Origin of the sequence: Mesorhizobium sp. ESP-6-2 (assembly GCF_020164675.1) — a bacterium.
In the GTDB taxonomy this organism is placed as follows: domain Bacteria; phylum Pseudomonadota; class Alphaproteobacteria; order Rhizobiales; family Rhizobiaceae; genus Mesorhizobium.
Genome location: NZ_JAIUGT010000002.1, coordinates 798,864 through 818,567, shown reverse-complemented (window position 1 = coordinate 818,567; position 19,704 = coordinate 798,864). Strand labels below are relative to the sequence as shown.

16 protein-coding genes are annotated in these 19,704 nt (G+C 62.5%); 7 read left to right on the top strand and 9 right to left on the bottom strand.

Translation table 11 applies throughout. The annotated features are described in order from the left end of the window. Nucleotides 1-46: 46 nt before the first annotated feature. The 3 genes from LB532_RS09110 to LB532_RS09100 form a co-directional block, all read right to left on the bottom strand. A complete protein-coding gene (locus tag LB532_RS09110; RefSeq protein ID WP_140638874.1) occupies nt 47-1,540 on the bottom strand; it encodes an FAD-dependent monooxygenase in 1,494 nt (497 codons plus the stop codon). A 526-nt stretch (nt 1,541-2,066) separates the two neighbouring features. Next, complete coding sequence (locus tag LB532_RS09105; RefSeq protein WP_140638875.1) at nt 2,067-3,440, bottom strand: PleD family two-component system response regulator; 1,374 nt, start codon at nt 3,438-3,440, stop codon at nt 2,067-2,069. A 33-nt stretch (nt 3,441-3,473) separates the two neighbouring features. After that, nucleotides 3,474-3,845, bottom strand: a complete 372-nt coding sequence (locus tag LB532_RS09100; protein WP_140501538.1) for a response regulator — start codon at nt 3,843-3,845, stop codon at nt 3,474-3,476. Nucleotides 3,846-4,080: 235 nt separating this feature from the next. On the opposite strand from LB532_RS09100, the gene LB532_RS09095 reads away from it, so the two are divergent. Then, nucleotides 4,081-4,380: a DUF3572 domain-containing protein gene (locus LB532_RS09095; protein WP_140501536.1), complete on the top strand. Its 300-nt coding sequence runs from the start codon at nt 4,081-4,083 to the stop codon at nt 4,378-4,380. 160 nt (nt 4,381-4,540) lie between these two features. Here LB532_RS09095 and LB532_RS09090 read toward each other — a convergent pair whose 3' ends face one another. Further along, complete coding sequence (locus tag LB532_RS09090; protein ID WP_140639217.1) at nt 4,541-6,043, bottom strand: hypothetical protein; 1,503 nt, start codon at nt 6,041-6,043, stop codon at nt 4,541-4,543. 94 nt (nt 6,044-6,137) lie between these two features. Next, nucleotides 6,138-6,725, bottom strand: coding sequence for a GNAT family N-acetyltransferase (locus tag LB532_RS09085; RefSeq protein WP_140638876.1), 588 nt, complete (start codon nt 6,723-6,725; stop codon nt 6,138-6,140). Between the two features lie 65 nt (nt 6,726-6,790). Here LB532_RS09085 and LB532_RS09080 point away from each other — a divergent pair, with 65 nt between their 5' ends. Then, nucleotides 6,791-8,119, top strand: coding sequence for a DNA polymerase IV (locus LB532_RS09080; RefSeq protein WP_140638877.1), 1,329 nt, complete (start codon nt 6,791-6,793; stop codon nt 8,117-8,119). Between the two features lie 232 nt (nt 8,120-8,351). Here LB532_RS09080 and LB532_RS09075 read toward each other — a convergent pair whose 3' ends face one another. Beyond that, complete coding sequence (locus LB532_RS09075) at nt 8,352-8,858, bottom strand: hypothetical protein (protein WP_140638878.1); 507 nt, start codon at nt 8,856-8,858, stop codon at nt 8,352-8,354. Between the two features lie 179 nt (nt 8,859-9,037). Here LB532_RS09075 and LB532_RS09070 point away from each other — a divergent pair, with 179 nt between their 5' ends. Then, on the top strand, nt 9,038-9,919 hold the full coding sequence (locus LB532_RS09070; RefSeq protein ID WP_140562437.1) for a DMT family transporter: 882 nt from the start codon (nt 9,038-9,040) through the stop codon (nt 9,917-9,919). A 28-nt stretch (nt 9,920-9,947) separates the two neighbouring features. Here LB532_RS09070 and LB532_RS09065 read toward each other — a convergent pair whose 3' ends face one another. The 3 genes from LB532_RS09065 to LB532_RS09055 form a co-directional block, all read right to left on the bottom strand. After that, entirely contained in the window at nt 9,948-10,751 is an 804-nt protein-coding gene (locus tag LB532_RS09065; protein WP_140638879.1) for a potassium channel family protein, read from the bottom strand. Between the two features lie 67 nt (nt 10,752-10,818). Beyond that, nucleotides 10,819-14,346, bottom strand: a complete 3,528-nt coding sequence (dnaE, locus tag LB532_RS09060) for a DNA polymerase III subunit alpha (protein WP_140638880.1) — start codon at nt 14,344-14,346, stop codon at nt 10,819-10,821. A 112-nt stretch (nt 14,347-14,458) separates the two neighbouring features. After that, nucleotides 14,459-16,471 (bottom strand): acetyl/propionyl/methylcrotonyl-CoA carboxylase subunit alpha, encoded by a 2,013-nt coding sequence (locus LB532_RS09055; RefSeq protein WP_140638881.1) that lies wholly within the window; start codon nt 16,469-16,471, stop codon nt 14,459-14,461. A gap of 202 nt (nt 16,472-16,673) precedes the next feature. On the opposite strand from LB532_RS09055, the gene LB532_RS09050 reads away from it, so the two are divergent. The 4 genes from LB532_RS09050 (at nt 16,674) to LB532_RS09035 (ending at nt 19,668) form a co-directional block, all read left to right on the top strand. Further along, nucleotides 16,674-17,801 carry an S-(hydroxymethyl)glutathione dehydrogenase/class III alcohol dehydrogenase gene (locus LB532_RS09050; RefSeq protein ID WP_140638882.1) on the top strand — a complete coding sequence of 376 codons (1,128 nt, stop codon included), beginning with the start codon at nt 16,674-16,676 and terminating at the stop codon, nt 17,799-17,801. Nucleotides 17,802-17,864: 63 nt separating this feature from the next. Beyond that, a complete protein-coding gene (gfa, locus tag LB532_RS09045) occupies nt 17,865-18,434 on the top strand; it encodes an S-(hydroxymethyl)glutathione synthase (RefSeq protein ID WP_140638883.1) in 570 nt (189 codons plus the stop codon). A gap of 63 nt (nt 18,435-18,497) precedes the next feature. Then, on the top strand, nt 18,498-18,965 hold the full coding sequence (locus tag LB532_RS09040; RefSeq protein WP_140638884.1) for a YaiI/YqxD family protein: 468 nt from the start codon (nt 18,498-18,500) through the stop codon (nt 18,963-18,965). A gap of 25 nt (nt 18,966-18,990) precedes the next feature. Beyond that, entirely contained in the window at nt 18,991-19,668 is a 678-nt protein-coding gene (locus LB532_RS09035) for a DUF1345 domain-containing protein (protein WP_140638885.1), read from the top strand. Nucleotides 19,669-19,704 lie beyond the last annotated feature (36 nt).

Genomic DNA, 19,704 nt, shown 5'->3' with positions numbered 1-19,704 from the left:
CTTGCCAAGCACGCGCGGGCGGGGCGCCAGGCCGGCGTCGGCCCTGCTACGCCACAGCAGCGGGCGGCCCGAACCAGGTGGTCAGCGCATCGGCCAGTCCCTGTTGGCTTCCGGAACCAACCCATGCCACGTACCCGTCGGGGCGGATCAGCACCGCGTCTGGTCCGGCGACGGCCCCGAGAACTGGCAGCTCCCAGTCGCCGTCGTACACGGCGTCGACCTGCTGGACCCGATTCGCCCATGGCTTGATGTCCAGCCTGCCGGGCGTGCCGAGGTTGATCAGCACCGGCCGGGCATGGTGTAGCAAGGTAAACAGCCGCGCCGGCCCGCTGGCGGTGAGCAGATCGAGATCGGGCATTCGCCGCCCAAGCAATGGATGCCGCTCGCCCAAGTCGTAACGAACATCCAGGCCGGACATTTCGGCCGCGATGCGTTTGCGAGGCTCCTCCATGCCGAGCAGTTCGGCAATGGTGTCGCCCAGAGCCTTGGTGCGGTCATCCGTGCGCCGAAGCGCGACCTGTGCCATCGTGTTGCGCAACACACGGGCGGCGACCGGATGGCGCTCGGCTTGATAGCTGTCGAGCAGGTTGTCGGGTGATGTCCGCTGGACGACGCGGGCCAGTTTCCATCCCAGGTTGACCGCGTCCTGCACACCGATATTGAGCCCCTGCCCGCCCATCGGAGGATGCACATGCGCCGCGTCGCCGGCCAGCAGGACACGCCCGACGCGGTAAGCGGCAGCCTGACGCGTCATATCGGTGAACCGCGATATCCAGGTCGGATTGTGGACGCCGAAATCGGTGCCATAGATAACGGTGAGCGCCTCGCGGAGATCGTCCAATGTCGGTTCACCACCGATGATCAGTTGTCTCTCGGTCAGCACGACACCCACCCTATCGCCTTCCTCGATCTTGCCTATCGCATGGGTTCCGTGGGCGTCGCTGCGAAAGCCCAATGGCGGTTCTTCCGACATCTCGACCTCGGCGATCATCCAGCTCATCGTCGGATCCCATCCGGCGAACTCGATGCCCGCCGCCTTGCGGATCGTGCTGCGTCCACCGTCGCATCCCACGAGGTACTGCGCTTTCATCCGTCGGCCATCCGACAGCCCCACATCCACGCCACTGTCGTCCTGCATGAAATCCGTGACTTCCTGTCCGCGATGAATCGGCACCCCCAACTCGCTGATCCAGTCGGCCAATATCCGCTCGATGTGGTTTTGCCGCAGTGCCAGCAGATAGTTGTGCCGGCTGGGAAAGTCGCTGATGTACAAACGGATCATGTGGAAGCCGACGGTCGGGAAGCATTGCCCCTGGGAGAGGAACCGGTCGGCGATCCCGCGCTGGTCGAGCACCTCGATTGTGCGTGCGTGCAGGCCACCCGCGCGCAAGCCAATCAGTTCCTGGGTCGGGCGCCGCTCGACAATGGCGACGTCGATGCCCGCCAATGCGAGTTCGCCTGCCAGCATCAATCCTGTCGGGCCGCCCCCGGCGACAATCACCGCATGATTTCGACGCGATCCATCTGTCGGTGCACGCATTCCCGTCACTCCGCTCCCATTGGCCAGGCTGCGGTTTTACGGGAGGAACCCAGGCTTGAAGCAAGCCCCCTGGGCGCCATATCTATGAAGTGAGGAGCAACGCCCTCTGCCGAATGGCAAGAGAGCGTGCGGCGCAGCTCTTCACATCGGGGCTCGCCTTTAAGTCCAAAAAGCGCTGTCGACATCTCGCGCGCAAAAACCCCTGATTTCCGGAGCTTGGCGCAGAATCCTGATGCTATTTTGAAAGGGGGCCGGTCGGCGTTTGGCAGCGGTACGAGGAGGCCACTATGTGCCAGCGCCGGCCGGCCGACCCCACGGACCCAGGAGATGCGGCGGACCTGAGCATCATGGGGTATTTTTGATCGACCCGACTGTCTGTCCTCGTGCCGGCGTCGCTCTGTCTGTGGCCGCACATTTGCGCAAGAGCTTATGAAAATCAACAGTTTCTTAACCAAGCCTCGCGAATCGCTTGGATTAAGGTAAATGGGTAACCTTGCCGGATTGACGGATACTCTTATCCGGTCCGTCAGGCAGCCTTGGCGACGACGCGGTTGCGGCCACCGCTCTTGGCTTCATAGAGCGCCAAATCGGCGCGTTTCATCAACGCCGCCACCGTATCCACTCCCTTCAGCACCGAGGAAACGCCGACGCTGACGGTGACCTCGATGACCTTGCCGTCAGGCCCGATGGCGAACGGCATCTGGGCGATTTCGGCGCGGATGCGTTCGGCCACCTTTTCGGCGATCGCTCCATCGGTGTCTGGCATGACCACCACGAACTCCTCACCGCCGAACCGGCAGGCCAGATCGATGCCGCGCACGTTCTTGCGCAGCCGCCGCGCGAATTCCCGCAGCACCTCGTCGCCACCGTCATGGCCATGCGTGTCGTTGATCGACTTGAAGCGATCGAGGTCGGTGATCATCACCGACAGCGGCCGACGCCGCGCCACGGCGCGGTCGAACAGCGTCTGGAGATGGCTGTCGAGATAGCGGCGATTGTGCAGCCCGGTCAGCCCGTCGGTCACCGCCATTTCGATCGTCTGCGTCACGCTGGCGCGCAATTGGTCGTTGTAGCGCTTGCGGCGCACCTGGGTGCGCAACCGCGCCGTCAGTTCCTGCTGGTCGATCGGCCGCATCAGATAGTCGTTGATGCCGAGTTCGAGGCCACGAATGATGCGCTCCTCCTCGCCCTCCTCCGCCAGCAGGATGATCGGCAGGAAGCGTGTGCGATCGAGCGAGCGCAGTTGCGAGCAGAGCCGAAGCGGATCGAAATCGGCAAAGCTCGTCGAGATCATCACGCATTCATAGGGGGTCTCCGCCGCCTGGAAGAAGCCGGCATGCGGATCGCTGGCGACATCCAGGTCAGCACAGTCGCGCAGCATCTTCTGGACGCGCTCGATCGACGATTTGCGCTCGTCGATCAGAAGCACTTTCGGCGTCGTGTCCTCGGAGGCGAAATTGCGGCTGAGCAACTCTTCGATGCCGATGTTGCGCGTGGTCGAGGCGCGCAGCCGCAACTCGTCGGTCAGCGACTTCAGCCTGACGAGGCTTTTGACGCGCGTCATCAGTTGCAGGTCGTTGACGGGTTTGGTCAGGAAATCGTCGGCACCTGCCTGCAGCCCGCGCACCCTGTCGGAAACCTGGTCGAGTGCGGTGATCATCACCACTGGAATATGCGACGTCGCCGGATCGCTCTTCAGGCGGCGGCAGACCTCGAAGCCGTCCATATCCGGCATCATGACGTCGAGCAGCACGACGTCGACCTTGCCGTTCTCGCAGGTCTCGATTGCATCCGGGCCGTTGGTGGCGGTCAACACCTCGAAATATTCGGCCAGCAGCCGAACCTCCAGCAGCCTCACATTGGCAGGGATGTCGTCGACGACGAGAATCCGAGCGGTCATTTCACAAGGCTCCGGCTTTGGCGGCAAGGTGCATCAGGAATCACCCAGGTAGGACTTGATGGTTTCGATGAAGCGCGGCACCGAGATCGGCTTGGAGATATAAGCCTCGCAGCCGCCCTGGCGAATGCGCTCCTCGTCGCCCTTCATCGCGAAGGCGGTGACGGCAATGACCGGGATGACGTGCAGGTCGTCATCTTCCTTCAGCCATTTCGTCACCTCCAGTCCCGACACTTCAGGCAACTGGATGTCCATCAAAATGAGATCCGGCCGGTGCTGACGCGCCAGATCGAGCGCTTCCAGACCGTTGCGGGTGCGAACTGTCTCGTAACCGCTTGCTTCGATGAGGTCCCGAAAGAGCTTCATGTTGAGCTCATTGTCCTCGACGATCATGACCTTCTTAGGCATCGATATCCCGTCCCGGCCGCTGTTCCGATCGAAGCGGCCGTTATGCGCCCTTCCGGAACGCACCAAACCCTAGTCGACTGTACGGCAATATGATTGACGAAACGGAAACCTGCGGCGAGAAAAGCTGCTCCGCTTCCACCTCGGGCCCCGCACTGAAGAGGTAGTGACTTGCCGCAAGCGACGCTTGCCATTACTGCGGAAGAGACTCACATTCCGCATACCCTGAAAGGTAATGATGGCAAACGCAGCGTCAATGCGCGAAGAGGCCGAAACCATTGCCGTGAAGGCTCTGGCCTTCGTCGCCTCAGATCCCGAACTGCTGCCTCGCTTCCTGGCGATCACCGGCATCGAGGCGCATTCGATCCGCAAAGCTGCCGGCGAGCCGGGATTTCTGGCCGGTGTGCTGCAGTTCGTTCTCGCCCACGAACCCACATTGCTGCGTTTTGCCGAGGAAACCGGCACGCCACCGGCCTCCGTCGGCAAAGCATTGCGCGCGCTGCCGCTGGGCGACGACAACCACGAGCATTCGATATGAGTGACAATCCCAAGACGGCGCCGCCGATCGCCAGGTCGCGCGAAGTTTGACGCTTGTCGACCAACGGATTTCGGTTTGGGAGACGACATGCACAAAATCACGGCTTGAAGCGCGTCGCCTGAATCTGTTCGAACGCGACGCGCTTTGGTGAGCCGAGTGGTTACTGTGCCGGATCCGCCTGGTCCGTCTCGTCGCCGCCATCGTCAATGCTGTCGTCCTCGGCAGGATCGGCCGGCTTCAGCATGACGCCATTGACAATGACCGAACCGTCCGGCTTGGCGTTGATAACCCATTCCATACGGCCGTCCGTCAAAGTCTTGCCGAACCCTTTCACCATCAGGGCCACAGGCACGTACTGCGCCACTTCCGGTTCCGATTTCGCCGCTTCCTGCAGGCTTTCGACGATCTTGTCGAAGCCGGCGACGTCCACCGTCACATTGGCTTCCGGCTTCTCGCTAGGAAACGTCATTTCGCCTTCCAAGGCGATTTCGGTATCCTTGTTCTTGATGGTGCTATGGCCAATGACGACCTTCGGCGTCTTGGCCATGAAGTCGGTTTTGAGCTGCTCTCCGAATTCGGCCGACAGCGGCGGGTTCTTATTGAGATCAAAGGCTTCGATTGCCTTCTTCGCCATGCTGTCGAGATCGATATTGGCGCCGCCGAAGTTCAGATCGATATCGGTCGGCAGCAGCGCCATGCTCCAGCTCGGCAGAAGCTGCTGCGGCACGGTCAACCCCGACGCCTTGATGCCGTAGCCGAGCGTACCGCTCTGGGCGACGCCATCCATTCCGAAGGCGGTGCTGAGCTGCGCCGCGCCGAACGTGCCGACCGGGCTCTCGACCGCGAAATCCTTGAACCCGTATGTCCCGTCGATGCGCTCCCACACGGGTAATGCGGCGAGCAGAAGCGATTTGAGCTGCGCCTGGTTGGCTTTCAGCGTGGCTTCGTTCTCATTGGCGACGGCAAATGCCAGGAGATTAAGCAGCGGCTTCGTCTGCACGCCCTTGCCGTTGGCCTCGACAGACAGTTCCGGTGATTTGACCGTGACCGGGAATTTCAATCCGCTTTCAGGATCGTCGAACTTGATCGCCTCGACAAAGTTCGAGACTTTTTGCGACATCGTGAAATCGACGCCGCCATTGGCAGCCTTGGTGGCGGCCATGGTCGCGGTGCCGGCGTCTGCGCTGATTTCCATGTGCTGCTTGGCATCTTGCGAGGCCATCGTCATGCCCGCCATCGAACTGGTGCCGCTGGTAAAGGCCGCCAGATTGGGATCGTAGACACCGGAACCCTTGCCGTCCTTGATCGAAAATTGCGTGCTTTGCAGCCTCTGCGGCCCGTTAAACGCGAAGGACGCGCTTTGCGAAAGATCCATCGAGACATCCCAGGTCCCGTCACTGCGCGGCTTGACCAGCAGGGCGTAGGGCGCAAAGTCGAATTTCAACAGCTTCTGGTCGGGCAAGGTGCCGGCGAGCGCCTTGAAATCGAACACGATCTTGTAGGCGCCGCCTTCGACCGAAACCTTCAGAATGCCCTTGTCGAGTGCCTGTTTGCCGACATAGCGGGACAGGTCCTCGGATAGTTGCCTTGCACCCTGGCTGTCGACGCTCTGGCCGAAAGCGGGCGCGCTGAGCAGAAGCGCGGTAAAGGCGATTGGCAACATCCGGTTCACGTAGAATTCTCCGTTTGGTCGAAAAGGCAAAATCGTATCCTGCCTGTGGTAGGGAATGACCGTCGCAACTGCAAGACGGAGAAGTTCAGGCGCTCGGCTCCAGCACCAGCCGCATCAACGGCCGGCCCGCCTTGCGTTCCAGGAGCCGCTCAAACCCGGCCTTCTCGAACACGCGCGATGAGCCCACGAACAGCCCGATGGAGCGTGAATCCTTCGATAGGTCTATCGGGCAGGCTTCGACCATTCGCGCGCCGTTCCTGCGGGCGAAATCGATGCCGCCTTCGACCAGGCGATGGCTGATGCCCCGGCCCCGCGCCTTGGCGCGGATGAAGAAACAGGAAATCGCCCAGACGCCCGGATCCGACGCATCCGCGGGATCGACCGGAGCCGAGCCCCGGCCCCGGTTGTTCCATTCGGGCACGTCGGCGCGCGGCCCGATCTGCATCCAGCCGACTGCTTTGCCGTCCTCGAACGCCAGCATGCCCGGTGGCGGGCCTGCTTCGATGCGTGCCCGGATGTGGTCCTTGTTGCGTTCGCGGCTGCTTTCGCGACGGACCGCCGGCGTCAACCGGAAATGCGTGCACCAGCAGCCGTAGCAGGCGCCCTGCTTGCCGAAGAGATCTTCGAATTCAGGCCAGAGCTCAGGCGTCAGCGGCACTATGGTCGTGCTCATGCATTCTCCCCAGGCCAAGCTTGTCGCTAGCCTTGCACTGTCGTACCATTGCATTTGTTCTCTTTATGTTCGCAGCGATGGCGGCTCCTGTCAATAATCCTGATCACGGTTTCTGCCGCGACTGCCTGGCCCTTCAGCGCAGCGATGCCAGGCGCTGCGAGCGATGCGGCAGCCCCAGGCTTGCTCGTCATCCCGAGCTGTACCGGCTGCATCTGGCCCATATCGACTGCGACGCTTTCTATGCGGCGATCGAAAAACGCGACAACCCGGCACTGAAGGACAAGCCGCTGATCATCGGCGGCGGCAAGCGCGGCGTCGTCTCCACCGCCTGCTACATCGCCCGGATAAGGGGCGTGCGTTCCGCCATGCCCATGTTCAAGGCGCTCGAGGCTTGCCCCGAAGCGGTGGTTATTCCGCCTAACATGGAAAAATACGTGGCCGTCGGGCGCGAGGTGCGCGCCATGATGCAAGCGCTGACGCCGCTGGTCGAGCCGCTCTCGATCGACGAGGCGTTTCTCGACCTTGCCGGAACCGAACGGCTGCACGGCCTGCCGCCGGCGGTGGTGCTGGCCCGTTTCGCGCTGGCCGTCGAGAAGGAGATCGGCATCACCGTTTCGTCAGGTCTGTCCTACTGTAAGTTCCTGGCCAAGGTGGCGTCGGATTTCCGCAAACCGCGCGGCTTCTCGGTTATCGGCGAAGCGGAAGCCGTGGGCTTCCTCGCCGCACAGCCGGTGAGCATGATCTGGGGTGTCGGCAAGGCATTCAACGCCACGCTCGAACAGGACGGCATCCGCACTATCGGCCAGATCCAGAAGATGGACCGCGGCGACCTCATGCGCCGCTATGGCGTGATGGGCGACCGGCTTTACCGGCTCTCGCGCGGTGAGGACGTTCGCCGCGTCGATCCCGACCAGGACGCCAAGAGCGTATCGGCCGAAACCACTTTCGACACCGATATAGCTTCGCTGGACGAGCTGCTCTCGGTACTGCGGGGCCTTTCGGAAAAGGTCTCGGCACGATTGAAGAAATCCGGTATCGCCGGACGCACGGTGGTGCTCAAGCTGAAGACGCAGGATTTCAAGATCCGCACCCGCAACCGCCAGCTCGGCGACCCGACCCGGCTCGCCGACCGCATCTTTTCGACCGGGGTCGAGCTGCTGCGCAAGGAAACCGACGGCACCAAATACCGGCTGCTCGGCATCGGCGTCAGCGATCTTTCCCCCGATGACAAGGCCGATCCGCCCGATCTGGTCGATATCCAGTCGCGCAAGCGGGCCATGGCCGAAGGCGCCATCGACGCGCTGCGCGACAAGTTCGGCCGCAAGGCGGTGGAAACCGGCTATACGTTCGGCAAGGGCCGCGACACCCACCCGCCGGAGCCGCTGGAAGACTAAGCTTTAATGGGCTGATGAAGAAGGTCCACCAGTGTGGCAAAGCGCGTCACACCGCTACCACCTCCGTCATCCTCGGGCTTGTCCCGAGGGTCTACGTGCCTGGAAAGAAAAGCTATTACATCCAGTTAGTTGTGGTGATGATGGCAGGTCCTCGGGACAAGCCCGAGGATGACGGGAATCGCGGTGCACTCCTGGCGCCGGTTTGAAATTTAGAGCCTCTTTCAGCAGCCCACTAAGTTCGGGTTAGGTCTATCCTGCTCGTCACCATGCTCTTGCCGGTTTTCGGATCAGTGTCGATCACCGTCAGCCGCATGCCGTTCTCGCCTCGTTTCTCGACCTTCATCTGCGCCTTCCGGTCACCATTGACTTCCTTGGCCCAACGGATGCCGAGATTGATCGCGTTGCCCGAACGGGTGCCGTTCAATTGCGCAGGCCCGGTACGAGACCCGACATAAGTGCCGCTATATTTCGCTCCGGCAGTCCTCAGGTCCGCGCTGATGGCGCGGGTCACCACGATAAGCCCTCGGCAATTGCCATCGAGCGACAATGAGGTCGACGTCGCGTTTGACCTGAACGTGCAGGACACATTCACCGTCGGCGCGTCGGTGGTTACCTTGACGATACCCTTGCCGGTGAAATTGCCCTTGAACGACTGGAGAAATCTGGACTCGTCGGCATGTGCCGCGCCTGCCGTGACCACCAGGCAGCCAGCAAGCGCAAATTGCGCAAATGATCTCATCGAAGTTCTCCTATCGACATTGAAAGGCACCTGCGAAGCACTTCCGATATTCGGAGCTCAACGCCCCCTGCCGTGCCAGGTTCCGCCTTCAACATGACTGTTTTGCAACATCCGGCTGGCCCAGAAGAATGCGGCTGCTAGCGGTTGCAGCAAAAGCCACGGCCTGCGACATAGCGGAGATGGCACCCACCCCTTCCATCCCCAAGGCCGCGTTCTGGATGGCGCTGTCGATCGCCTCGTTCCTGGCGATGTCGGTCGCGGGCCGTGCCACCACGGCCGAGCTCAACGTTTTCCAAGTGCTGGAGCTGCGCTCGGTGATCGGCTTTTTCATCCTGCTGCCGCTGGTCATGCAAAATGGCGGCTTTGCCGCCATGCGCACTGGGCGGCCGCTCGCCCATGTCACGCGCAACGTGGTTCACTATACGGGCCAGGCGGCGTGGCTCTACGCTCTGACGCTGATCCCATTGGCGGTACTGATCTCGATCGAATTCACGACACCGATCTGGACGGCGATCCTGGCGGTCACCTTTCTCGGCGAAAGGCTCACCCGGCCGAAGCTCGGGGCCGTGGCGCTCGGGCTGATCGGTGTTGTGATTATTGTGCGCCCCGGCGTCGGCTCGGTCGATCCGGGACATCTGGTCGTGCTGGGCGCGGCAATGTGCTTCGGCATCTCGCTGGTCCTGGTCAAGTCGCTGACGCGGACCGACAGCGTTGTGCGAATCATCTTCTGGATGCTGATCATCCAGTCGGTGCTCGGCCTGATCCCGGCGCTCTACGAATGGCGTAACCCGTCGCTCGAGCTGTGGCCGTGGATCCTGCTGATCGCCTTCACCGGCATGTCGTCGCATTTCTGCATGGCCTGGGCGCTGAGCTACGCCGATGCCACTGTCATTTCGCCGATGGATTTCCTGCGCGTGCCGCTGTCGGCATTGATCGGCTGGCTGCTCTACCAGGAGCAGATCGACGCCTTCACCGCAGGCGGGGCATTGCTGATCCTCATGGGCAATATGCTCAACCTGCAGCGCCGGCAGCCAAAGCCGGCGCAAGCGGCGGCATCGTAGCGCGCCTCAATCGCCCCTCAACCTCCCCTCAATCACCACTGTCGGGTATGTTGAGGAGGTGGCCGCAGGCCTTGCAGTGAACGGCGTCCGGCTCGTGCCGTTGCAGGCCGCATTGTGGACAGGGAAAGAACACCTTGGCCGGTCGGAAGATCGCCTGCGCCAGCCTGACGAACAGCGATATGCCGATGATCATGGTCACGATCGCCGTCAGTTTGCCGGCCATTCCCGGCAGCACGATGTCGCCGAACCCGGTCGTGGTTACCGTCGCGACGGTAAAGTAAAGCGCGTCGATGTAGCTTTCCAGCCCCGCTCCGCTGCGGAAGAAGAAAGTGTAGACGAAACCGGTGATCACGAAGAGGAACGTCAAGAGATTGATCACCGCGTGGCTCGCTTCGCGCCAGGGCCGCAGGCCCTGCATCTCGAAATGGCGCCAGAGCGAACCGCTGCGCGACAGCGACCATAGCCGCAGGATGCGCAGAAAGCCGAGATTGGCGAGCGCCGTCGGCATCAGCAGCGTCAAAAGGATGAAAATGTCCACCCAGGAGGTCGGCTGCTTCATCAGCCGCAGCATGTCATTCGAGGCAAGCAGCCTGGCAACCAGGTCGGCGGCGACCAGAGCCGCCACCGCATAGTCGAGCCACAGGAATGAGGCCGACTGCTGGATGACGGGCGTTGCGATGAAGAAGGCGATGATGGCTAGGTCGATGATGATCGCAACCAGCTGAAACCAAAAGGCCGCCGGCGTGCGGCCGTGGTAGAGCTTGCGCAACGTGTCGCGCAGCCGCGCCGTTGTGGAACGGTCCTGCAATCCGTCGCTGTCTTTCGTCTTCATGGCAATTGCGGTGATTTGAGCGGCGGATGCCGCCCGGCGGATTGCCACCAGTCCCCGGACGGGGCGATCACACCAGCTCCACTTCGACCACGCCTGGCACGGCGCGCATCGCCGAGGCGATTTGCGGCGAGACGCGGTAGCCCCCCTGCAGGGCAATCTCCACCTCGCCCTGCGCTTCTTCCTTGATAACGATGATGCTCACCTGACTTTCACCGCGCTGGGTAAGCTGCGACTGAATGATCGAGGCAGGCGCATCGTTTCTGACGAAGATGCGCAGCGCCTTCTGGATGCGGCTGGCCTCGTCCTCAAGCGACTGCACGGTCTGTATGCGCAGGTTGACGCCTTCCGGCCTGTCTTCCGCCGCCACGGTGATGACGACGGAGCGGCCCGGCTCCAGCATGTCGCGATACTGCGCCAATCCTTCGGAAAACAGCACCGCCTCATACTGGCCGGACGTGTCCGAGAACTGCACCACGCCCATCTTGTTGCCGGTCCGCGTCTTGCGCTCCTGCTTGGTGGTCACGGTGCCGGCGAGGCGCCCTGCGGTGGCACCGCGCTTGACCGCGGCCGAAAACTCCGCCCAGTTCTGCACCCGCATCTTCTGCAGCGCCGCCTTGTACTCGTCCAGCGGATGGGCGGAGAGATAGAAACCGACCACCTGGAATTCGCGGTGCAGGCGGTCGGCGGCGAGCCACGGTTCGGTCACGGGCAAGTTGAGCGCCTGCGACTGTGCCCCTAGAGACGCGCCGAAAATGTCGGCCTGGCCTGAGACGGCGTTCTGCTGCGCCAGTGACGCCAGCCCCATCATCCGCTCGACGCCAGCCATCATCGCGGCGCGGTCATGGCCGAAACAGTCTAGCGCTCCGGCCATGATCAGGCTTTCGAAGACGCGCTTGCCGACGATTTTCGGATCGACCCTTTCGCAGAAATCGGCCAGGCTCTTGAACGGCTTCTCGCCGCGCATGGCGACGATATGCTCAACCGCCGCGTCGCCGACGCCCTTGAGCGCGGCCATCGAATAGTAGATGCGGTTCTCGCCGACCTCGAAGGGACGAAAGCTTGATATCACCGACGGCGCCACCACCTCGATGCCGAGGCGCAGCGCATCCTGGCGAAAGTCGGCGAGCTTGTCGGTGTTGCCCATGTCGAGCGTCATCGACGCCGCCAGGAATTCGACCGGATAATGCGCCTTGAGATAGGCGGTCTGGTAGGAGACGACGGCGTAGGCGGCCGCGTGCGATTTGTTGAAACCGTAGTCGGCGAACTTTGCCAGCAGATCGAAGATGAAGTCGGCCTGCGGCTTTGCGACGCCACGTTCGACCGCGCCCGAGACAAAGCGCTCACGCTGCTTGTCCATCTCGGCGCGGATCTTCTTGCCCATGGCACGGCGCAGAAGGTCGGCTTCGCCGAGCGAATAGCCGGACAGCTCCTGCGCGATCTGCATCACCTGTTCCTGGTAGACGATGACGCCTTGCGTTTCCTTCACCAGATGGTCGATCTTGGGATGGATCGACGCCATCTCCTCCTCGCCATGCTTTCTGGCGTTGTAGGTCGGGATGTTCTCCATCGGCCCCGGCCGGTAGAGCGCCACCAGCGCGATGATGTCCTCGATGCAGTCGGGTCGCATGCCGATCAGCGCCTTGCGCATGCCGGCACTTTCCACCTGGAACACGCCGACCACTTCGCCGCGCGACAGCATCGCGTAGGTGTCGGGATCGTCGAGCGGGATCGTCGCCAGGTCGATGTCGATGCCGCGGCGGCGAATCAGCTTCACCGCCGTCTCCAGCACGGTCAGCGTCTTCAGGCCGAGAAAGTCGAACTTCACGAGCCCGGCCTGCTCGACATATTTCATGTTGAACTGGGTGACCGGCATGTCCGAACGAGGATCGCGGTACATCGGCACCAGCTCCGACAGCGGCCGGTCCCCGATGACGATGCCGGCGGCGTGCGTCGACGCGTGGCGATAAAGGCCTTCCAGCTTCTGTGCCATGTCGAGCAGCGTCTGGACGATCGGCTCCTTTTCGGCCTCCTCGGCGAAACGCGGCTCGTTGGCGATGGCGTCCGCCAGTTTTACCGGATTGGCCGGGTTCTGCGGCACCATCTTGGACAGCTTATCGACCTGGCCGTAAGGCATCTGCAGCACGCGGCCGACGTCGCGCAGCACGGCGCGGGCTTGCAGCGTTCCAAAGGTGATGATCTGGCCGACCTGGTCGCGTCCATATTTCTGCTGGACGTAGCGGATCACCTCTTCGCGGCGGTCCTGGCAGAAGTCGATGTCGAAATCGGGCATCGACACGCGGTCCGGATTGAGGAAGCGCTCGAACAGCAGCGAGAAACGCAGCGGATCGATGTCGGTGATGGTGGTGGAATAGGCGACCAGCGAGCCCGCACCCGAGCCGCGCCCCGGCCCCACTGGAATGCCTTGCGACTTGGCCCATTTGATGAAGTCGGCAACGATCAGGAAGTAGCCCGGGAATTTCATCTTCTCGATGATGCCGAGCTCGAATTCGAGCCTCTCGCGGTATTGCTCGACCGTATACCCCGGCGTCGGTCCGTGCGCGGCAAGCCGGGCCTCCAGCCCTTCACGCGCCTGGCGGGCGAGTTCGGCGGCCTCGGCCTTCTCGGCTGCGTCCTTGTCGGACGCGTCGCCGCCGGTGAATCGCGGCAGGATCGGGCTGCGGGTTTTCGGATAATAGGAGCAGCGCAACGCGATCTCGACCGTGTTGTCGATCGCTTCCGGCAGGTCGGCGAACAACGCTGCCATCTCAGCCTGGCTACGCAGGAAATTGTCCGGCGAAAGCCGGCGGCGATTGTCCACGGCGACGACCGAGCCCTCCGCTATGGCGATCAGCGCATCATGCGCCTCATAGTCGTCGCGCGACGAGAAGAACGCCTCGTTGGTGGCGACGAGCGGCAATTCGTGGGCATAGGCGAGATCGATCGTGGAATGTTCTATCAGCCGGTCGTAACCGGAAACTCGTTCCAGTTCGACATAGAGCCGATCGCCGAACAGGGCTTTCAGGGTCGACAGCCGGGTCTCCGCGAGATCGCGTCGATCCTCCTTCAGAGCCGCGCCGATAGGGCCGCGGGGACCGCCGCTGAGGCAGATCAACCCCTCGGCCTGGCCCTCCAGCATCTCGCTGGTCAGATGCACCGCCTCGCCGGGCGGCGTCTCCAGGTAAACGCGGCTCACCAGCCTGACCAGATTGGAATAGCCGGCTTCGGTCGCCGCGATAAGCACGACTGGTCGCATCTCGGGCCCCTGCCGTCGGCGGTCGCGCTGGCCGTCAACGTTCTCGCCGGAAAAGGCGAGCGCGATCTGGCAGCCGATGATCGGCTGGATGCCGTCCTTCACCGCCTTCTGCGCGAATTCGAGCGCGCCGAACAGATTGTTGGTATCGGTGACCGCGATAGCCGGACACTCGTCCTTGACCGCATGGCCGACGATCTTCCCGAGCTGGAGCGCGCCTTCCAGCAGCGAATAGGCCGAATGCACGCGAAGATGCACGAAAGGACGCGCCGGCGCTTCGGGCGCCGCCGCCTTCACGGCCGCTTCGCGCAGCAAGGGGTCGCGTGGAAGTCTATCATCCGCCATGGTTTTTCGCGTTTCCCGAAGGACTTGAGTCGATCAAGATGTATTGTCCGGCACCGGGCGATGCCAGTCCAGCACAAACGAACATCGGCCACAGGCTTCCGCCCGCCCCGCTTCAGGCGAATTCCATGATCACTGCGTCGACGGCCAGGCTGTCGCCCGGCTTGGCGTTGAGTTTCGCCACCACGAGATCGCGCTCGGCGCGCAGCACGTTCTCCATCTTCATCGCCTCGACGACGGCCAGAGTCTCGCCGGCCTTGACCTCCTGGCCCTCGGCGACGGCGATCGACACGACGAGGCCGGGCATGGGACATAGCAGCAGGTTGGACGTGTCGGGCGCCAGCTTTTCCGGCATCAGCCTTTCCAGCGCGGCAATGCGCGGCAGCATGGCGCGCGCCGTCACCGAAAGCCCTTTCCAGGCGATGCGAAGGCCGTTTGGCGCCGGGCGCAGTTGCGCCACCATTTCACGCCCGCCGACGATGCCGCGCCAGACCAGTTCGCCCGGCCGCCAGGCCGATGAAACCGTCAGCGGCTTGCCGCCCTCGATGGACAAGTCGACTTCCATCGGAATGGAGATCATGCCCTCCAGGATGCACGCGGACAAATAGTCCTTGCCAATCTTCACCACCCAGTCGCGCTTGAGTGTTCCCGAATGCGGCGCCAAGCGCCCGCCCAGCCGGTCGAGCCGGTCGCGGCGCAGCAATTCGATCACGGTGGCGACCGCCGCCAACACGGCCTTGTCGTCATGATCGGGCAGGATCGGCGCAAAGCCGTCGGGATATTCCTCCGCGATGAATCCGGTCGAAATCCGCCCTTCCCGCCAGCGCGGATGCTGCATGAGCGCCGCCAGGAATGGAATGTTGTGCTCGATGCCGTCGACGACAAAACTGTCCAACGCTTCGGACATCGCGTCGATTGCCTCCAGCCGGGTCGGCGCCCAGGTGCACAGCTTGGCAATCATCGGGTCGTAGAACATCGAAATCTCCGATCCCTCGGTGACGCCGGTGTCGTTGCGGATGACGACGTCGCCGACTTGCCCTTCCTGTGGCGGTCGATAGCGCGTCAGGCGACCGATCGACGGCAGGAAGTTGCGGTAGGGATCCTCGGCATAAAGCCGGCTCTCCACCGCCCAGCCATTCAGTTTCACGTCGCTTTGCTTCAAGGCGAGCTTCTCGCCGGCTGCCACACGGATCATCTGCTCGACCAGATCGACACCGGTGACAAGCTCCGTCACCGGATGCTCGACCTGCAATCGTGTATTCATTTCAAGAAAATAGAAGTTTTTCTCAGCGTCGACGATGAATTCCACCGTGCCGGCGCTCTGGTAGTCGACGGCCCTGGCCAGCGCCACCGACTGCTCGCCCATGGCCTTACGCGTCCTGGCATCGAGAAAAGGCGATGGCGCCTCCTCGGCTACCTTCTGGTTGCGGCGCTGGATCGAGCATTCGCGCTCGCCGAGATAGAGTGCGTTGCCATGCGCGTCGGCCAGCACCTGGATCTCGATGTGGCGTGGATCGACGATGAACTTCTCGATGAACACGCGATCGTCGCCGAACGAGCTCTTGGCCTCCGAACGCGCCCGGTCGAAGCCGTCGCGCACTTCCGATCGGTTCCAGGCGATGCGCATGCCCTTACCGCCGCCGCCGGCCGAGGCCTTGATCATCACGGGATAGCCGATCTCTCCGGCGATCTTCTGAGCGTGGTCGGCGTTCTCGACGACGCCGAGCCAGCCGGGAACCGTCGAAACATTGGCGGCGTTGGCGAATTTCTTCGATTCGATTTTGTCGCCCATGGCCTTGATGGCCTTCGGCTTCGGCCCGATGAAGACGATGCCCTCCTTCTCTAGCGCCTCGCAGAAGGATGCGCGCTCAGACAGGAAGCCATAGCCGGGATGCACAGCCTGAGCGCCGGTCGCCTTGCACGCCGCGATGATTTTCTCAGGCACGAGATAGCTCTGCGCGGCTGGCGACGGTCCGATATGCACCGCCTCGTCGGCCATCTCGACATGCACGGCATCGCGATCGGCGTCGGAATAGACAGCGACCGTGGCGATGCCCATCCTGCGCGCGGTCTTGATGACGCGGCAGGCGATCTCGCCACGGTTGGCGATCAGGATTTTGGTGAACATGCGGGCAAATTCCCCTCCTGCGGACGGTCCAGTTCTATGTATTATGTCGCTATGTCTCAAGTACCGTGTGCGTGGCACGAACGCCTGCGGTCAAGGGTGTGCTACCTGCGTCAAGAAAGCCGATATTTCGTCTCATCTGACGGTTGATGAGCAGGCCAAAACCTGAAAGCCTGAGCGCAAAATTGCGTTGGAGGATTGCCAGATGAAAACCCGCGCCGCCGTTGCCGTTGCTGCCGGAAAGCCGCTTGAGATCATGGAGGTCGACCTTGACGGTCCGCGCGAGGGCGAGGTGCTGGTCGAGATCAAGGCGACCGGCATCTGCCACACCGACGAGTTCACGCTGTCGGGTGCCGATCCCGAGGGCCTGTTCCCGGCCATTCTCGGCCATGAGGGCGCCGGCGTGGTGGTCGATGTCGGCAAGGGCGTCACCTCGGTCAAAAAGGGCGACCATGTGATCCCGCTCTATACGCCCGAATGCCGGCAGTGCCCGTCCTGTTTGTCGCGGAAGACCAATCTGTGCACCGCCATCCGCGCCACGCAGGGCCAAGGCCTGATGCCGGACGGCACTTCGCGCTTCTCGATTGAGGGCGAGAAATTGTTTCACTATATGGGCTGCTCGACCTTCTCCAACTTTACCGTGCTGCCGGAGATCGCGGTCGCCAAGGTCAATCCCGACGCGCCCTTCGACAAGATCTGCTACATCGGCTGCGGGGTGACCACCGGCGTGGGTGCCGTCATCAACACCGCCAAGGTCGAGCAAGGCGCGACCGCGGTGGTCTTCGGCCTCGGCGGCATCGGGCTGAATGTCATCCAGGGCCTGAGGCTTGCCGGCGCCGACATGATCATCGGTGTCGATCTCAACAACGACAGACGAGCCTGGGGCGAAAAATTCGGCATGACGCATTTCGTCAATCCGAAGGAGATCGACGGCGACATCGTGCCTTACCTGGTCAACATGACCAAGCGGGGCGCCGACCAGATCGGTGGCGCCGACTACACGTTCGACTGCACCGGCAACACCAAGGTGATGCGCCAGGCGCTGGAAGCTTCGCATCGCGGCTGGGGCAAGTCGGTGGTCATCGGCGTCGCCGGCGCCGGCCAGGAGATCTCGACCCGGCCCTTCCAGCTGGTTACCGGCCGGACCTGGATGGGCACCGCCTTCGGCGGCGCGCGCGGCCGCACCGACGTGCCCAGGATCGTCGACTGGTACATGGACGGCAAGATCGAGATCGACCCGATGATCACCCACACGCTCAAGCTCGAGGACATCAACAAGGGGTTCGACCTCATGCATGAGGGCAAGTCGATCAGGAGTGTCGTGGTTTATTGAGGGCGGCCACACGCCGCGGGCAACGGCCCCCGACCTTTGTGGTCAAAAACGGGAGGAGAAAGCATGGCGGAAAAACTGCATCCGAAAATCGACAATGGTCTGCCCAGGGAGAGTGCGAGCTTTACCGGCGGCACGCTGGTCTGCGCCTGTACCAGCAATCCGGTCAAGGTGAAGGTAAAGGGTCAGATCGCCCACAACCACGCTTGCGGCTGCACCAAATGCTGGAAGCCCGAAGGAGCGATCTTCTCGGTGGTGGCGGTAGCCGGGACCGCCGACGTGACCGTAACCGAGAACGGCGACAAGCTGAAGGTGGTTGACCCCTCAGCGCTGATCCAGCGCCATGCCTGCACCGGCTGCGGCGTCCATATGCATGGACCCGTCGAGCGCGACCATCCGTTCAAGGGCCTGTCCTTCATCCATCCCGAGCGCTTCGAGGAGGATGGCTGGTCGCCGCCGGGCTTTACCGCCTTTGTTTCTTCGATCATCGAATCCGGTGTGGACCCGAGCCGCATGGACGGCATTCGCGGCCAGCTGAAGTCGATCGGGCTCGAACCTTACGATTGCCTCAACCCCGGCCTGATGGATTATATCGCCACCTGGACCGCCAAGAGGTCGGGAGCGCTTCCGGCCTGACGATCATGAGATCTTGAGCATGGGGCCGGACGGGTTACCGGCCCCATGCTCATTGGAGAGACAATGCCCGCACCCGCCATCCTCGTCGACGCAGACGCTTGCCCGGTCAAAGCCGAAGTGGAAAGGGTTGCCGAGCGCCACGGCGTCGTCGTCACCTACGTTTCCAATGGCGGCCTGCGTCCTTCCCGCGATCCGATGATCCGCAATGTCGTCGTCTCCAAAAGCGCCGACGCTGCCGACGACTGGATCGTCGAAAACGCAAAACCCAACGACATCGTGGTGACCGCGGACATTCCACTGGCCGCACGCACGGTGGCGCTCGGCGCGCATGTGCTCGGCCCAACCGGGCGCCCCTTCACGCCGGAAACGATTGGCATGGCGGTGGCGATGCGCGACCTCAAACAGCATCTGCGCGAGACCGGCGAAAGCAAGGGCTACAATGCCAGCTTCGCGCCGCAGGACCGCTCCCGGTTTCTCGGCGAACTCGACCGCATCTTGCGGCGTGCGCTGAAATCCGCCACACCGCAGTAGAAGCCCAGCGCCATTCGGAACCGTCATGGCCGCCGAAATCCCGTCCAGGACGCCCATGCACCGGCACATGCTGTTCGCGGTGTCGGCTTGTGTCGGCGTCTTTGCGCTTCTGATGGCGTTGCTGCTTCACGCGCCGCTCGCTTATTCGATCGGCGCCAACGCTTTTTTTGCCGCCTATGTCACGCTGGTTGTCGCGCAGATGCCCAAATTCACTGGCACCTATCTCAGCAAGAATGCGCGCGCCACCGATCAGCCCGTTCTGGTCATCTTCGCCGTAACGCTCGTCGTCGTTGGCGTTGCCCTTGTCTCATTGTTCCTGCTGATCAACCAGAAGGACAAGGGCCATCCCATCGAGCTCACCTTCGCGCTGCTGTCGATACCCCTCGGCTGGTTCACAATCCACGCCATGGCGGCGTTGCACTATGCGCATGTGTACTGGATGGACGGCGACCTGGTCGATGCCGGAACCAAGAAGAAAATCCCGGTCGGCGGCTTGCTGTTCCCCGGCGACAAACGGCCGGAAGGCTGGGATTTTCTGTACTTCTCGACGGTCATCGGCATGACGGCGCAGACCGCCGACACCAACATCTCGACAACCCACATGCGCCGCGTCGTGCTTGTTCATTCGATCCTTTCGTTCTTCTTCAACACGGTCATCGTCGCCGCCGCCGTCAATCTCGCCGTCAGCCTGGGCGGGCCTTGAGCTTAGATCTGATATTTTCGTGATCGATGAAACATC

Excerpts from the sequence above, each read along its gene's own strand:
- LB532_RS09070 (WP_140562437.1), top strand. The coding sequence starts at position 9,038 with ATGGCACCCACCCCTTCCATCCCCAAGGCCGCGTTCTGGATGGCGCTG.
- LB532_RS09095 (WP_140501536.1), top strand. The coding sequence starts at position 4,081 with ATGGCAAACGCAGCGTCAATGCGCGAAGAGGCCGAAACCATTGCCGTG.
- LB532_RS09090 (WP_140639217.1), bottom strand. The coding sequence starts at position 6,043 with ATGTTGCCAATCGCCTTTACCGCGCTTCTGCTCAGCGCGCCCGCTTTC.
- LB532_RS09100 (WP_140501538.1), bottom strand. The coding sequence starts at position 3,845 with ATGCCTAAGAAGGTCATGATCGTCGAGGACAATGAGCTCAACATGAAG.
- dnaE (WP_140638880.1), bottom strand. The coding sequence starts at position 14,346 with ATGGCGGATGATAGACTTCCACGCGACCCCTTGCTGCGCGAAGCGGCC.
- LB532_RS09110 (WP_140638874.1), bottom strand. The coding sequence starts at position 1,540 with ATGCGTGCACCGACAGATGGATCGCGTCGAAATCATGCGGTGATTGTC.
- LB532_RS09035 (WP_140638885.1), top strand. The coding sequence starts at position 18,991 with ATGGCCGCCGAAATCCCGTCCAGGACGCCCATGCACCGGCACATGCTG.
- gfa (WP_140638883.1), top strand. The coding sequence starts at position 17,865 with ATGGCGGAAAAACTGCATCCGAAAATCGACAATGGTCTGCCCAGGGAG.
- LB532_RS09075 (WP_140638878.1), bottom strand. The coding sequence starts at position 8,858 with ATGAGATCATTTGCGCAATTTGCGCTTGCTGGCTGCCTGGTGGTCACG.
- LB532_RS09040 (WP_140638884.1), top strand. The coding sequence starts at position 18,498 with ATGCCCGCACCCGCCATCCTCGTCGACGCAGACGCTTGCCCGGTCAAA.
- LB532_RS09085 (WP_140638876.1), bottom strand. The coding sequence starts at position 6,725 with ATGAGCACGACCATAGTGCCGCTGACGCCTGAGCTCTGGCCTGAATTC.
- LB532_RS09080 (WP_140638877.1), top strand. The coding sequence starts at position 6,791 with ATGTTCGCAGCGATGGCGGCTCCTGTCAATAATCCTGATCACGGTTTC.
- LB532_RS09055 (WP_140638881.1), bottom strand. The coding sequence starts at position 16,471 with ATGTTCACCAAAATCCTGATCGCCAACCGTGGCGAGATCGCCTGCCGC.
- LB532_RS09050 (WP_140638882.1), top strand. The coding sequence starts at position 16,674 with ATGAAAACCCGCGCCGCCGTTGCCGTTGCTGCCGGAAAGCCGCTTGAG.
- LB532_RS09105 (WP_140638875.1), bottom strand. The coding sequence starts at position 3,440 with ATGACCGCTCGGATTCTCGTCGTCGACGACATCCCTGCCAATGTGAGG.
- LB532_RS09065 (WP_140638879.1), bottom strand. The coding sequence starts at position 10,751 with ATGAAGACGAAAGACAGCGACGGATTGCAGGACCGTTCCACAACGGCG.